Genomic DNA, 15455 nt, shown 5'->3' on the forward strand with positions numbered 1-15455 from the left:
TCAACTCTCCTTCGACGATGGATTTGTACGCTTCTGGTTTTTCTTTGCTGTAGACGTGGGCCTAGTGAACAACCCCCAATGTGGGAACCGAATTAGAACATCTTTCTGGTCCTTTGCGACAATCGGAGCGAATGGAGACATATAAGGGACTCCGAAAGATTGTAGGCTGCAAAGGTGGAAAACCAGCGCAATCAGACCGAGAATGATTCCGTACAACCCAAAAGTCGCCGCTAAGAACATAAATATAAATCTTAGCATCCGAATAGGGATAGCCATGTTGTAGGCTGGGAAGACAAAGCTCGAGATAGCTGTAATGGCCACGACAATGACCATTGCAGGTGAAACTAGACCTGCTTGGACCGCAGATTGACCTAATACAAGTGCTCCTACAATGGATACTGCAGATCCTACAGGCTTTGGCAACCGGATTCCGGCTTCTCTAAGAATCTCAAACGTCAGCTCCATGATCATTGCTTCCACAAAGGCGGGAAAAGGAACACCTTCGCGCTGTGCTGCCAGACTGATCAACAGTGGAGCTGGAATCATCTCTTGGTGAAATGTCGTAAAAGCGATGTACAAGGAAGGCATAAACAAGGCAATCGAGAAGCAGACAAGTCGCAATAACCTGATCAATGTTCCGATATCCGCTCTCTGATAATAGTCTTCGCTGGATTGGAAGAAGTTAACGAACAGTGCTGGCACTAGCAGGACATCTGGAGTACCATCCACTATAATTGCCACACGCCCTTCTAGAATGCCTGCCGCGATAGCATCTGGCTTTTCAGAGTAATAAATAGTCGGAAAAGGCGAGTACTGTGCATCTTGAATGTACTCCTCAATGTAGCCACTCTCCAAAACGCCATCGATGTCTATTTGGTCAAGACGGGCATGTACTTCCTTTATGACACTGTCTTCCGCTGTTCCCTCAATGTAAGCAACCGCGATATCTGTCTGGGTCATTTTCCCGATTCGTTTAGCATCCATACGAAGGTTCGGGTCTCTGATCTTCCGTCTTAATAAAGCGGTGTTTGTCCTGAGCGTTTCGTTAAAAGCTTCTTTTGGACCCCGTATGACACTTTCAGACGTCGACTCCTGCACACCACGGTCTCTCCAGCCCTTCGTACTTGCGACTAAAGCCTTCGCTTCTTTATCAATCAGTAATAGTGTCTCCCCTGATAACAACCTGTTAAGCAGGTGGGCAAACTCTTCGACCTCACTCAATTCTCCGATTGGTAACGACGCTTTCTTGATCTTATCGTACAAATGTTTCGCAGACGTCCTGTGAGAAGGGAGATCAAGCATAAGCGCTTCCATAACGTACTCTTGGACCGTATCTTTGTCTACGAGACCATCAATGTAGACAACAGCACATGCCGTTTTGCTGATACTTACTCTACGAATCACGAGGTCCGAGCTTTTCCCCAATTTTTGTTCTATGATGTTCATATTTTCATCTAAAGAGGAAAGGAGCTTTTCAGAAACAGCGGTATTGGAGGAGGAATTAGATGAGGCACCTTTGGAATCTTGTTTCATAAAATCGCTCCTTTCATTCACACGTTTTTGTTTAGCATGCGCGAAAGTGGTATAAATTATGAAAAAGAAAAAGAGCAGGCGATTGCCTGCTCTTTCAAAAGGTTGTTTGATGGATTTATCTTGTTATTTCGTTGATAAATCGCTCTGTTCGAATATTCACTTCTAAGAGTGATCGATTTCTTATAAGTTCCGTTGATTAAAAATCCTGTTTCGATTATACCCCTCTATTGATCGCCTGAAGGTGCATCCTTTAGAAGTTCTTTTTCTTTCTCCTCATCAAGACCCGCCTTTTGTTGTACACTGCCTCGAGACAAGTGCCAGTCATATGTATCTCGAATCGTCTCCTCTATTGGACGATAGCTTAGCCCTCGCTCGACAGCGGGTTGAGAGTCAACACCAAAACCAGTTTCCTGCCCGATCCAAAGCGGCATCTCGAGCCACGGTTGCACCCGGTCAGCAAGCCATGTATTCGGTACCCACCTCAGTTTCGCTTCTTCATTAAGTGTTTTTTTACATGATTCAAGGAAATCTTCCATCGTCATTTCTTCTCCTGGACCGCTTGCGTTAAACGTTCCAACGATTCGTTCTGTTGCAACATGTACGGCCCACTCCGCCAAGTCGCGGGCATCAATTAGTTGTACATCTTTATGCTTAGGCTCCGGGCTGAGCACTTCCCCTCCTTTTGCGATACGCGATGGCCAGTAGGTAAACCTGTCGGTCGGATCATGAGGGCCGACAATCAGTCCGGGACGAATGATCGTGTGTTGCTCTCTGAAAGCACGAAGTACCTCTTCTTCACAGTGATATTTCAATGGACCATAGTAACCTCCATCTACCCTTCCGCTCGTACCAGAGGTCACCTCCTCTATCTCCCGAGAGCTGAGGGACAAGACATCCGCTGTTTCTTTAAGCCCTTCTCCGTTCAGCAAATCCTTATAAACCGACACGGTAGAAATAAATACATAGTGGTCTACACGGCAAGACACGGCATCCAGAGTTTTTGCAACTGTCTGAGGGGTGTAGCCACAAGTATCTATTACTGCGTCCCATGTACCCTCTTTCAATTGATCAATATCTTCTTGTACTTCCCTGTCTCCTTGGATTACTTTCACATTTTGATGAAGACTTGGATTCGTTTTCCCTCTATTAAACAGTGTGACCTCATGCCCTGCAACTTTGGCAGCATCCACTATGTGCCTTCCGAGAAACTGCGTTCCACCTATTAGTAAAAGTTTCATAAATACGGATTCCTCCTATCCCATTCTTCCTTCAATCGGTGAATACTTGAAAATCGATCCGACCGGTTCCTTTCAGTGGCTTTTTTCGCTACTGAATAAAGTTCCTCACCTGCTTCCCAATTTTCCAAAGAACGATCGGTCTCTCCTCCAAAGATCGAATAGGCAAGAGCACCTAGTGTATAGGCATTAGATTGATGATTGATAAGTTGCCCTTTCTCAAATTCTTCTGGAGACTTAGAGCGAGTCGATCCCCAGAATTCCTCACCGATAGTATTCAAGACAGGTCCTTTGTTATAAAAATCGATATCGCAAACCTTCGTTATGCCTGTTTCAAAATCATAAAGTATGCTTCCATCATAGAGATCAATAGCGACATAACCGCGGCTTTCCATAAACACGTGGAAAGTCAAAATGGCATCGAAAGAAGCAAGCCGCTTTCTCAGAGGTAAGTGACGATACTTGAAGTAGGGAGATTCAGGATGCGTGTACTTCTGTGGCGGCGGATATGCCCAGTGCGGATGAAGACACTCTCCTTCAAACCAATCGAATACGATCACTTGACCCTCTTTTGTCTCGAAATCATCCAAATACTGGATCAAGTTACGATGAGCTAACTCCTCGTAAAGCGGCACAGCATCTTTCAGTCGTTTCACTGCCATTTTGGCGTCACCAAGATAATCTTGCGGTTTTGCTCCAGCGTATTTGACGAACTTTCTCTTGCCATCCCTTTCTACTCCAAAGCAGATGTTTCCAGAGTCCTGTTCATCAAATACCTTGAACACATATCCTAGATCCTTAAGCCAGGAAAAATCATGGGCTTCCCTTACTTGGAAGGATACTTGGTCAATCGCATAATCTTTCAATACTATTCCTCCTTAAGGGGACACTACTCCCCCCTTCCTTTTGATCGATGTAAACCTCATATGTATGCATACGACATCGCCTCCTTCAACTTTGTTAGTTCTTATCATAACGCAAACATCTGAATAAGACGAAAAATTCAAATAAATACAACTCTGTTTCTTCTTAAAGTAGGATTCCAAACTTTCTTTCTGTATAATAAAAGGTAATAATATCCTTATAAGGGTATTAAAGGAGGATGGAAGCTATGAACACTGCACTTAGTCAACAATGGGACCTCGACTCCATTTACAGTGGAGGCGAACAATCCGAATCACTACGAAAACATATTCAAGATCTAAACGACCAAATTCCCGACTTACAGCAAAGGATGAAAGAATGGTCATCCATCACGGAAATGAAAAACATTATCCTGGATCTACAGGACATTATGATTCATGCCTTTCACGTAGATGAATTCTGCATTTGCCTTGCTTCACAAGACACTAAGAACCAGGATGCAGCTAAATGGATGGACAAGAGTCAACAGTTGAAGACCAATGTGGAGGCACTAAAGATAGAACTCGACCAGCTTTTCAAGAGCCTGAGCGAATCGGATTGGAATGAATTGTTGAACCAGGAAGAACTGCAAACCATCCGTCCCTTTTTACATAGACAAAGAGAAAAAACAGATGATCAAGCGCTGCAGCCAATTGAAGATAGCATCAATCAGTTATCCATCAATGGTATCACTGGCTGGGAAGATCACTATGAACAACTCTTCCATGACCTCCGTGTTCCAATCGACAACGAAGATTTATCTATCAATCAAGCGATCATCCGCTCCATGCTCGACCCAGACCGGGAAACAAGGAAGAGAGTTGCTGAACAAGTTCACGAGGTGTGCAAGTCTCATGCTGATGTTTTCGCATCGATCTTCAACCATTTTGCCGGCTTCCGCCTAGACACCTATCGCCTTCGTGAATGGTCAGAAGTACAGATCGAGCTATTCGAGAAAAATAAAATCAGTTCTGCAGCTGTAGAAGCTATGATGCAATCCATTCAAAACCACCAGGAAAAAGTACAAGCATTTCTAAAACGGAAAGCTCATGTCATGGGTCTTGATAAGCTCAGTTATTACGACCTTCACCTTCCCGCCTTTTCTACCAAAGCCAACGTCACCTATGAGGAGGCAGCAACGATCATTCAAAACCAGTTCGCTTCTTTCAGTGAAAAGATGGGATCGTTGGCTGAGACCGCCTTCCATAACCACTGGATTGACGCAGAAGCACGCAAAACAAAAGCTTTCGGCGGGTTTTGCGCTTCGATACCCTTAAAGGGGGAAAGCCGGATATTAGTGACATTCGAGAACAACTACCATGACCTAGTCACACTTGCGCATGAATTAGGACATGCTTATCATAACTCCGTATTACAACCACTGCCCGGATTCGCTCAAGAGACTGGGACAGGCCTTGCGGAGACTGCTTCGACATTCGCAGAAAACCTTGTTCTCGATGCAGCAAAACAAAAGGCAGATGATTTGGATGAGGAACTTGCTCTTCTTGAAATGCAAATTTCTACTGCCATTAAGTACATTACCTTAATACCATCGAAATACGACTTTGAGAGGCAGTTTTATAAGAGGAGGTCAGCAGGCAAACTTACTGCGGATGAGCTTAAAGAACTGATGATAGAAACAGAGCAGAAATGGACGAATGATGGTCTTTCTGATTATGACGGATATAGCTGGATGACGATTCCCCACTTTTACGATAGTGAGCAGTCATTCTACAACATTCCGTACACTATAGGCTATTTATTCAGTAATGGTCTGTATTCACTCGCCTGCCAAGAGGGTTTCCAGAATCGTTATGAGGAACTGCTTGCACATACAGGATCGCTGACTATGGACGAACTCGCTGATACATTTTTAGATGAAGATATTGCATCCCACACGTTCTGGGACCGTGCTATCGAGCCTGTCATGTCTGCAATCGATGAATTTCTTGAGAAAACGAAAAAAGCTTAGGGGCTTGAAGCCCCTAAGCTTGATTTCCTTACAGCGCAATGAAAAACCACGACATAAAAGTCGTGGTTTTCAGCTCAAGAAATAGGCAAACACAGCAATAGAAGCTAGATAGGAAAAAATCGCCTGCGCCCAATACTTCTTCCGTTCATTTTTCAAGATGTAAACATTCCATAAAATAAACAGGGTGATCGATCCAACCAAGCTTAGAAGTGGTTCAAAAGACCACATCGACTCCATAAAAGCAAATGCCACCCACGTGTATAAATAAATAAAACAAGTTAAAAGTCCAAGGGAGGCATTCATTAAGAGGAAAAACGAATGTTTCTTTGATTTCACTACTATCACCCTCATGTTGTACTGCTTCCATCCTACAAGTAAGGGCGCATTTTCGCAACTTTCACAATCCAATCAGCTAGAGAAAGCGTATGGGTTTGCTCGCCACTCTTTCATCCTCAAGTACTCTTCTTCCGTCAGCTCCAGTTCATCCATCAATTCTAAATACGTAGCGAGAGAACGATAATTCAAGCCGGCATCTTCGAATGCTTTATCGGCGGCGTCCAGTCCGTATGTGAAGATCGACAAGACCTCCACCACTTCTACTCCTGCTTCTCTCAACGCTTCGGCAGCCTGAATCGAAGACTTACCAGTTGAGATGAGGTCTTCGATCACGATAGCACGATCCCCATTCCTGACGGCACCTTCGATTTGGTTGCCTTTTCCATGCTTTTTAGCAGACGAACGGACGTACACCATCGGAAGGTCTAATCGTTCCGCAACCCAAGCGGCATGAGGGATTCCAGCTGTGGCACAACCAGCTATGACATCGATATCTCCATCTATTTTTTCAACAAAAGCATCCGCTATGTTACGACGGATTTCCGGATAAGACATCGTTAAACGGTTATCGCAATAGATCGGGGACCGTACACCGGATGTCCATGTGAAGTAATCTTCGGTTTCAACCTTTACAGCCTCGATTGCAATTAAGTCACGAATGAGTGATTTCATTTGAAAATGCCTCCTTGATTTTATTATAAGTACCTAGAGGGTTCTTGGAATCGCGGATAGCTCGTCCGACTACAATAGAGTCGCTCCCTTTTAGCCGTGCAAATTCGGGAGTAGCAACGCGTTTCTGATCATGAGACTGTCCCTCTTCTAACCGTATGCCCGGTGTTAAGGCAAGCATTTCTATGTTTTTCACAAGATCGGCTTCATGAACGGAACAGACGACTCCGTCCACCCCACTTTTCTTAGCTAATTCCGTGTAATGGCGAACGACATCCATTAACTGCTCCCGTAGCAGCAACTCTTCTTCCATCATCTGCTGGTCACTTGAGGTCAATATTGTAACAGCCAATAGTACCGGACGCTCCTCTGAGCCATCTTCTAGACCACGGACAGCGGAACGCATCATTTCAGCTCCGCCTTGCGCATGGACATTCACTACATCAACCCCAAGACCAGCCAGGTTTCGCATTGCTCTTTCCACAGTCACGGGAATATCATGGAGTTTCAGATCAAGGAATATGCTGTGATTTCTTTCTTTCAAAGCTTTGATCATATCGGCACCTTCTCGGTAAAATAATTCCATCCCGACTTTTACAGGAATACCTTCCAATCCATTTTCGTCTAGAAAAGCCAAAGCTTCCTCACCGCTCGGAAAATCAAGTGCGAAGTACACCGGTTGTAGCTGTTTCACGATGAGCCCCTCCAATCACGTCTTCTACAGAAGTAAAACCATAACTTCTAAGTGCCTGTGGCAATTCCTCGATGATTTCCTTACATACTAGTGGATTTTTGAAGTTCGCACTTCCGATAGCAACGGCACTCGCACCGGCAAGTAAGAATTCGATCACGTCATCCACTGTTTCGATTCCTCCCATTCCGATGATGGGAATATCTACAGCTTCGTACACTTGATACACCATCCGAACCGCCACAGGTTTGATGGCAGCACCAGAAAGTCCACCGACTTGATTCGCTATGATCGGCTTCCTTGTCTTCGGATCAATGCGCATCCCTGTAAGAGTATTGATCATCGATAGTCCACTTGCACCTGCTTCCTCTACAGCTTTTGCCAACTGAACAATATCGGTTACATTAGGAGATAGCTTGACGTACACAGGAACTTGACTCACCTGCACTACTGCTTCGGTCACATGTTTTGCAAGGGCAGGATCGGTCCCGAACTGGACCCCTCCCTCTTTCACATTGGGACAGGAAATGTTCAATTCGAGCGCATCTACAAACCTAGAGATTTTACGCGCTACCTCCACATACTCTTCCACGGTACTTCCTGCCACATTGGCTATCACCGGTACATCATACTCTCTGAGAAAAGGAATTTCGTGTTCAATGATTGCATCCACCCCTGGGTTCTGCAGACCAATCGCATTCAGCATTCCACTAGCTGATTCAGCTACACGCGGTGTGCCGTTACCGAAACGTTGCTCACCAGTAGCCGCCTTCATAATGACCGCCCCAAGCTCAGACAAATCGTAAAAAGGGGCAAATTCCTTCCCGAAGCCGAAGCACCCTGATGCCGGCATAATCGGATTCTTCAATTCAAGTCCAGGCAGCATCATGACAATACGACCTCCTTCGCGTCAAAAACCGGACCATCACAACAGATCCTCCGGTATCCTTTCTCATCATTGGCAGGGACGACACAAGCAAGGCATGCCCCTATTCCGCACCCCATCCGTTCTTCCATCGAAAGGTAACCCTGCATGCCATCAAGCTTCTCACTTACAGCGCGCAGCATAGCTGTAGGACCGCATGCGAAATACGTATCAAAGCTCCCCTCCAACACGTCCGTTACCAGCCCCCGATGGCCGAGTGTCCCATCATTTGTTACGACTCTTACGTCGCCATATTCCTCAAACTCTTTCGTAAAGAACGCTTCCTCTTTACTTTGGAACCCTAGTACACTCGTTACTGGGACACCTTTTTCATGTAATTGCTTCGCTAATTGATAGAGTGGTGGTACACCAATACCTCCTCCGATCAGAAGGGCATGGTTAGAATCAATTTCATCCAATGGGAATCCGCTTCCGGCAGGGCCGAGCACGTCGATTGTATCCCCGACGTGCTTGTTGGACAACTCCTCTGTTCCCTTCCCCATCAACTTATACAGCAGTGTCATTTTCCCTTCTTCACGGTCGACTTCTGCTATCGAAACAGGCCGACGGAGGTAAAAATCGTTACTTACCTGGATATGAACGAACTGCCCTGGTTCTCTCACATCATTTGCTATCGTGCCCTGGAGGACAAGGCGGAAGGTATTACGGGCAATCGGTTCATGCTCGATAATCGTCATCCACTCTCGCTTCATGCCATCACGCCTTCCATTGGAGTGATAGAGCGAGCTGTGAAGGACATAGCCTGAATCACATCAACGATGGATTTCGCTGTATCAAGGCTCGTCATGCAAGCAATCCCATGTTCGACCGCTTCTCTTCGAATACGGAACCCGTCTGATCTCGCTCTCATGCCGCTGTTCAATGTATTTACGACGACTTGGACATCCCCATTCTGAATCAAGTCGATGACATCACGTTGATCAGATCCGAGCTTTCCGACTGCTTCGACTGGAATATTCGCTTCCTCTATGACGGAAGCCGTCCCTTCTGTTGCAAACAACTGGAACCCTAGTTCATAAAACGTCTGAGCAATTTCCAGCATTTCTGTTTTATCCTTATCCGCTACAGTTAGAAGCACAGAGCCTTGCGTTGGGATCTTCAAGCCGGCAGAAGTCATCCCTTTGTACAATGCTTTTTCAAGGGTCTGGTCGTAACCGATCACCTCTCCGGTCGATTTCATCTCCGGTCCTAGCGTCGTGTCGACACTACGCAGCTTCTCAAATGAGAACACCGGCACTTTCACATATACACCTTCGGGCTTCTTAGCTACGCCCGAGCGATACCCGTATTCTGTAAGCTTGTTACCTAGAATGACATTTGTAGCAAGCTTGGCCATTGGTACCCCTGTAATCTTACTCAAGAAAGGTACTGTCCGGCTCGCACGTGGATTCACTTCCAGCACATAAGCTGTTCCGTCATGTACGACAAACTGGATGTTGATCAAACCTTTCATGTTCAATTCGCGTGCAATCTTCGTTGTCGCATCGATGCACTGTTGTTCCAATTGTGCGGAGAGACGCTGTGTCGGGTAGACTGCCATCGAGTCGCCAGAGTGCACACCTGCTCGCTCAATGTGTTCCATAATTCCCGGTATGAACACATCTTCTCCGTCCGAAATGGCATCGACTTCGATTTCCATTCCCGTCATGTATTTATCGATCAAGATCGGGTGTCCGTTATAGACCGCCACATTATCTTTTAAATAAGACTGTAGTTCCTCTTCCGAGTACACAATTGCCATTGCTCTTCCGCCTAGAACATAGGACGGGCGGACGACGACAGGATATCCGATATTTTTGGCAGCAACTAGCGCCTGCTCTTCATTTAATACACTTTCTCCACCTGGTTTTGCGATTTCTAACTTATTCAACAATTGTTCGAATAAATCACGGTCTTCTGTCTCGTTGATGGCATCCATTGTCGTTCCGAGAATTTCTACGCCTTGACGGTTCAATCCATCGACAAGGTTGATGGCAGTCTGACCACCGAACTGGACAATGACACCTTCCGGCTTCTCTAGATCAATGACGTTCATTACATCCTCCAAGGTGAGTGGCTCGAAGTAAAGTTTGTCGGATACACTGAAGTCGGTGGATACCGTCTCTGGGTTATTATTCATGATAATCGCTTCATAACCCATTTCCTTCAGTGCAAGTACAGAGTGTACGGTTGCATAGTCAAATTCCACTCCTTGCCCGATGCGGATCGGACCTGAGCCGATCACAAGCACTTTCTTATTTGAGGAAGAAATCGATTCATTCTCATCTTCGTAGCTTGAATAGAAGTACGGAGTTTCAGAAGCGAATTCCCCCGCACACGTGTCCACCATCTTATAGACAGGGCGGATATTTTCCTTTCTACGGAAGCTTAAGACATCATCAAGTGTCTGACCGCTGAGGCGCGCAATCTGCACATCAGAAAATCCTATTCGTTTCGCTTTGTATAATCTGTCAGCTGTGAGTCCTTCTGTTGTGATTTCAGATTCCAGGTCGATGATCCCTTTCAGTTTGTATAAGAAGAAGAAATCAATCCCTGTAATCTCATGCAATGCTTCAAGCGTGTAGCCTCTTCTCAACGCTTCGGCCAGAACGAAGACACGCTCATCATCCGCTTTTTGCAGGCGGAATTCTAGATCTTGACTGTTCAGCTTCAAAGTTGAGGTCAAATAAAGCTCTTCTGTTTCCCCTTCTAAAGAGCGGATCCCTTTCAAGAACGACTCTTCGAACGTGCGTCCGATGGACATAATTTCTCCTGTCGCCTTCATCTGGGTACCGAGTTTCCGGTTACCTTTAGCGAATTTATCAAACGGCCAGCGTGGTATTTTCGTAACGACATAATCAAGCGCCGGCTCAAAGCAGGCGTAGGTCGTTCCGGTGATAGGGTTCTGGATCTCATCCAATGTCATTCCTACAGCAATCTTCGCTGCTAGTTTTGCTATCGGGTACCCCGTCGCTTTTGAGGCTAGTGCCGATGAGCGACTAACCCGTGGATTTACCTCGATGATGTAATATTGAAAGCTGTGGGGGTCAAGCGCCAGCTGTACGTTACAGCCTCCTTCAATTTCAAGCGCCGAAATGATCTCAAGCGATGCGTTACGTAGCATCTGATATTCACGGTCACTGAGCGTCTGGGATGGAGCAACTACTATGGAATCCCCTGTATGGATTCCAACAGGATCGAAGTTCTCCATATTACAGACGACAATTTTGTTATCGTATCGGTCCCGCATCACCTCGTATTCGATCTCCTTGAATCCGGCAATGTTCTTCTCAATCAAGCACTGGTGAACTGGGGAAACCGCTAGCCCATTACGCGCCGTTTCTCGGAGCTCAGCTTCGTTGTCGCACATTCCGCCTCCTGCTCCACCCATCGTATAGGCAGGACGGACGATCACTGGATAACCGATTCGATCGGCAAAGGCGAGCGCAGCATCCACCGTACTTACAATCTCGCTCTCAGGTACGGGTTGATCCATTTCATGCATGAGCGAACGGAATTTCTCACGATCTTCTGCGCGTTCTATTGCATCCAAAGGCGTTCCCAGAAGTTCGACATTGAATTGTTCGAGAATTCCGGATTCACTGAGCTCCACCGCCATGTTTAAACCGGTTTGTCCTCCCAGTGTAGGGAGAATCGCTTCTGGTTTCTCTTTACGGATGATCTTCTTCATGAATTCCAGTGTGAGCGGCTCCATATAGACATGATCTGCGAAAGTATGGTCCGTCATGATCGTCGCAGGGTTAGAATTCGCCAATATCACTTCATACCCTTCTTCTTTCAATGACTGACAGGCTTGTGTTCCAGAGTAGTCGAACTCTGCTGCTTGGCCGATGACGATCGGGCCGGAACCAATCACTAGAATTTTGTTTAGATCTGTACGCTTAGGCATGCGGATTCCTCCTTTGTAGTCCGTTCTTGGTTATCAATGCGACGTAAGAATTCGTCAAATAGGTGTGCTGTGTCTTCCGGACCAGGCGAACTCTCCGGGTGATACTGAACAGAGAATACCGGATAGCGCTCGTGCTTGAGTCCTTCCACACTCTGGTCATTCAAAGACACTTGTGTCAGTTCTAGATTCGTAGATCTTAAAGACTCTTGATCAACTGAATAACCGTGGTTTTGTGATGTCATATAGGTTCTCCCCGTTTGTAAATCTTTCACGGGTTGGTTGGCTCCTCGGTGACCGAACTTCATCTTGGAAGTATCAGCTCCATCCGCTAGAGCAATCAGCTGGTGGCCAAGGCAAATTCCGAAGATTGGTAGTTTATTCATCAATTGGCGGATTGTCTGAATTGCTTCCGGAACATCTTTCGGGTCTCCAGGTCCATTAGAGAGCATGATCCCGTCAGGACGCAGCCGCTCTATCTCTTCTGCTGATGTATGATATGGAACAACGGTGACGTGACAATTCCGCTTCGTAAATTCCCTCAGAATACCATGTTTCATCCCGAAGTCCATCAGGACGATCCGGTGGCCTCTTCCTGGAACTACATATGGTTTGACGGTGGAGACTTGCTTCACTTGATCCTTCGATAGAGGAGTATCTTCCATGATTTGAAGCACTTCTTCAACGGATCTTTCCGTTGAGGTAACCATCGCCTTCATTGTTCCGTGCTCACGGATGATTTTCGTCAGCTTCCGCGTGTCGATTCCGCTTATACCAGGGATTTTCTTTGCTTTCAAAAATGCATCAAGTGTTTCCTCATTTCGGAAGTTGGAAGGATATTCGCAATGTTCGCGGACAATCACTCCCAATATGGCTGGGTTTACCGTTTCAAAGTCGTCACGGTTGATACCGTAATTTCCGACAAGTGGGTAAGTGAATGTGACGAGTTGCCCACAGTAGGAGGGGTCTGAAATGACTTCTTGGTAACCAGTCATCCCCGTATTGAAAACGACCTCTCCGACCGTTTCCCTATCACTACCGAAGCCTTCTCCGACAAATACCGTTCCATCTTCAAGCACGAGCTGTTTCATAATTTGCCTCCTTAAATGCGATTTCTCCGTCCACCATAGTCAGTACCGGCCAGCCTTTCAGCTTGTACCCATGGAAGGGGCTGTTCTTCCCTTTTGATACAAAGGAATGCCTATCTACTTGTTTTACTGCTGTTAGATCGATTAGCGTAAGGTCTGCATGAGCACCCTCTTGCAATGTACCGAATGATAGTCCAAAAGTTTGCGATGGTTTAATAGTTAGCCAGTCTACCAACTCACCCAAGGTGACTAGTTGTTTTTCTACCAGTTCGGTATAGAGAAGCGGGAACGCTGTTTCGAATCCGGTGATGCCAAATGGCGAGTTCACAAAGCCTTGTGACTTCTCTTCTTCTGTATGTGGTGCATGATCAGTTGCGATCAAGTCGATCGTTCCATCTTGCAATCCTTCGATCAAAGCTTGCTGATCTTGTTTTGACCGAAGCGGTGGATTCATTTTGAACATGGCATCATCTTCCGTAATGTCCAGTTCGTTAAGTACTAAATGGTGAGGAGTCACTTCGGCTGTTACGTGGATTCCAGCGCGTTTTGCATCGCGTATTACGCGAACCGATTCTTTCGTTGAGACGTGGCAGACATGATAATGACACCCAGTTGCTTCGGCGAGTAATACATCTCTTGCGATCTGAACGGATTCTGCAACGTTCGGAATGCCAGGCAGGTTCAGACGTTCACTTACTTCCCCGTGATGACTAACTCCTTTATAGACCAGGGAGTTATCTTCACAGTGTGCGACTACCGCTTTCCCGTGTTTGCTTGCCTGCTGCATTGCTTCGAACATCATTCCGGCACTTTGTACGCCGACCCCGTCATCTGTAAAGGCGAATGCTCCGAGGTTGCTGAGCGTTTCCATATCGACGAGTTCACGCCCGACCTGACGTGTTGTGATTGACGCGTAAGGAAGTACGCGTACATGAGCATCTTGATCGATTTTATCTAAAAGGGCTAGGAGGTGATCACGAGAGTCAGGGACCGGAGTGGTGTTCGGCATGGCACATACTGTCGTGAAGCCCCCTTTTGCAGCTGCTTGCGTTCCAGTTGCAATCGTTTCTTTCGCTTCTCCTCCAGGTTCACGTAGGTGAACATGCACATCTACTAGCCCGGGAGTAAGTAAATGTCCCTGTGCATCAATAATAGTTTCTGCCGGTTCGCTGAGTGTGGAATCTATTTGTTGGATTTTGTTGCCTTGAATCAGTACCTCACACGATTTGAGCTCTCCGTTAACTAGTGTCTTTGCATTTATAATCTTCTTCATTTACAGCTCCCCTTTCAATAATGCTTCTATGATGGCCATGCGGATGGTGACGCCGTTGGTCATCTGCCTAAAAATTCTTGACTTCGGTGACTCTACTAAGTCGCTATCTATTTCAACTCCCCGGTTCACCGGAGCAGGGTGCAATATGATAGCGTTCGGATGCATCATGGCTTCCCTTTCTTTAGTAAGACCGTAGTTTTCGAGATACCCAAGCTCTTCTCCTGAATCCGTGTGTCGTTCATGCTGGATGCGTAGCAACATCAGAACATCACATTCATGGACTGCTTCGTCCATTGTGATGTAACGATCCGTGAGGGTAGGATCCTGCCATTCTGGTTTCGTTACAAAGGAGACTTCTGCGCCGAGTTTTCTCAGTGCGTGTGCATTTGATCTCGCTACTCTGCTGTGCTTCAGGTCCCCAGCTATTGCAACGTGTAATCCTTCAAAGTGTTGGAAGTGTTCATGGATCGTATATAAATCAAGCAGAGACTGGGTAGGGTGCTCTCCGCAACCGTCCCCTGCATTGATCAGTGAAAGGTTCAAGTCTTTGCATTGATCAAGCAGTCCCACTTCAGACTGTCGAACTACTGCAACTTCTACTCCGATCGATTCGAGCGTCTTCAACGTGTCATACAGGCTTTCCCCTTTCGTAAAGCTGGATGACTCTCCATCTAAATTCATCGTTTCGAGACCAAGCCTTGTTTCTGCTACTTGAAAACTCATTTTCGTCCTTGTGCTCGGTTCTAAGAAGACATTGGCTGCAAATGTTTGCCGTTCGACCGGCAGGTAAAGGTTATTCTTCATTTGATCCGCAAGTTGAAACAGGTGGAAGATTTGTTCGTTGGTCAGTTGCTGCATTGAAAGCAGGTGGGGACGTGATAAAACGCTCGTCATCATCTTATCTCTCCTATCCATTTTGATTT

At 46.2% G+C, this 15455-nt stretch carries 13 protein-coding genes; 1 reads left to right on the forward strand and 12 read right to left on the reverse strand.

What is annotated here, in order from left to right:
* From E4663_RS08245 to E4663_RS08255, 3 genes are all read right to left on the reverse strand, one after another.
* Nucleotides 1–1533: a spore germination protein gene (locus E4663_RS08245; RefSeq protein ID WP_135327243.1), complete on the reverse strand. Its 1533-nt coding sequence runs from the start codon at nt 1531–1533 to the stop codon at nt 1–3.
* 224 nt (nt 1534–1757) lie between these two features.
* Nucleotides 1758–2771 carry an NAD-dependent epimerase/dehydratase family protein gene (locus E4663_RS08250; RefSeq protein WP_135327244.1) on the reverse strand — a complete coding sequence of 338 codons (1014 nt, stop codon included), beginning with the start codon at nt 2769–2771 and terminating at the stop codon, nt 1758–1760.
* Nucleotides 2768–3634: a serine/threonine protein kinase gene (locus E4663_RS08255; RefSeq protein WP_241657131.1), complete on the reverse strand. Its 867-nt coding sequence runs from the start codon at nt 3632–3634 to the stop codon at nt 2768–2770. The genes E4663_RS08250 and E4663_RS08255 overlap by 4 nt, the downstream gene beginning before the upstream one ends.
* A gap of 245 nt (nt 3635–3879) precedes the next feature.
* Here E4663_RS08255 and E4663_RS08260 point away from each other — a divergent pair, with 245 nt between their 5' ends.
* The gene (locus E4663_RS08260) at nt 3880–5643 is read left to right on the forward strand and encodes a M3 family oligoendopeptidase (protein ID WP_158290460.1); all 1764 of its coding nucleotides are present in this window, start codon (nt 3880–3882) and stop codon (nt 5641–5643) included.
* A 69-nt stretch (nt 5644–5712) separates the two neighbouring features.
* Here the strand turns inward: E4663_RS08260 and E4663_RS08265 are convergent, their stop codons facing one another.
* The 9 genes from E4663_RS08265 to E4663_RS08305 all read right to left on the reverse strand — a co-directional run bounded on the left by E4663_RS08265 (nt 5713) and on the right by E4663_RS08305 (nt 15426).
* A complete protein-coding gene (locus tag E4663_RS08265) occupies nt 5713–5979 on the reverse strand; it encodes a hypothetical protein (RefSeq protein WP_241657132.1) in 267 nt (88 codons plus the stop codon).
* A 72-nt stretch (nt 5980–6051) separates the two neighbouring features.
* A complete protein-coding gene (gene pyrE, locus E4663_RS08270; protein WP_135327247.1) occupies nt 6052–6651 on the reverse strand; it encodes an orotate phosphoribosyltransferase in 600 nt (199 codons plus the stop codon).
* On the reverse strand, nt 6632–7342 hold the full coding sequence (gene pyrF / locus E4663_RS08275; RefSeq protein ID WP_135327248.1) for an orotidine-5'-phosphate decarboxylase: 711 nt from the start codon (nt 7340–7342) through the stop codon (nt 6632–6634). The genes pyrE and pyrF overlap by 20 nt, the downstream gene beginning before the upstream one ends.
* Nucleotides 7308–8228, reverse strand: a complete 921-nt coding sequence (locus tag E4663_RS08280) for a dihydroorotate dehydrogenase (protein WP_135327249.1) — start codon at nt 8226–8228, stop codon at nt 7308–7310. The genes pyrF and E4663_RS08280 overlap by 35 nt, the downstream gene beginning before the upstream one ends.
* Nucleotides 8225–8977 carry a dihydroorotate dehydrogenase electron transfer subunit gene (locus E4663_RS08285; protein WP_135327250.1) on the reverse strand — a complete coding sequence of 251 codons (753 nt, stop codon included), beginning with the start codon at nt 8975–8977 and terminating at the stop codon, nt 8225–8227. The genes E4663_RS08280 and E4663_RS08285 overlap by 4 nt, the downstream gene beginning before the upstream one ends.
* Nucleotides 8974–12174, reverse strand: coding sequence for a carbamoyl-phosphate synthase large subunit (gene carB, locus E4663_RS08290; protein WP_135327251.1), 3201 nt, complete (start codon nt 12172–12174; stop codon nt 8974–8976). The genes E4663_RS08285 and carB overlap by 4 nt, the downstream gene beginning before the upstream one ends.
* Nucleotides 12153–13262, reverse strand: a complete 1110-nt coding sequence (locus E4663_RS08295; RefSeq protein WP_079480349.1) for a carbamoyl phosphate synthase small subunit — start codon at nt 13260–13262, stop codon at nt 12153–12155. Before E4663_RS08295 ends, carB begins: the two co-directional genes overlap by 22 nt.
* Nucleotides 13243–14532 carry a dihydroorotase gene (locus E4663_RS08300; RefSeq protein WP_135327252.1) on the reverse strand — a complete coding sequence of 430 codons (1290 nt, stop codon included), beginning with the start codon at nt 14530–14532 and terminating at the stop codon, nt 13243–13245. The genes E4663_RS08295 and E4663_RS08300 overlap by 20 nt, the downstream gene beginning before the upstream one ends.
* On the reverse strand, nt 14533–15426 hold the full coding sequence (locus E4663_RS08305; protein WP_135327253.1) for an aspartate carbamoyltransferase catalytic subunit: 894 nt from the start codon (nt 15424–15426) through the stop codon (nt 14533–14535).
* Nucleotides 15427–15455 lie beyond the last annotated feature (29 nt).

It is taken from the genome of Halobacillus salinus, assembly GCF_004684905.1.
Lineage (GTDB): Bacteria > Bacillota > Bacilli > Bacillales > Halobacillaceae > Halobacillus > Halobacillus salinus.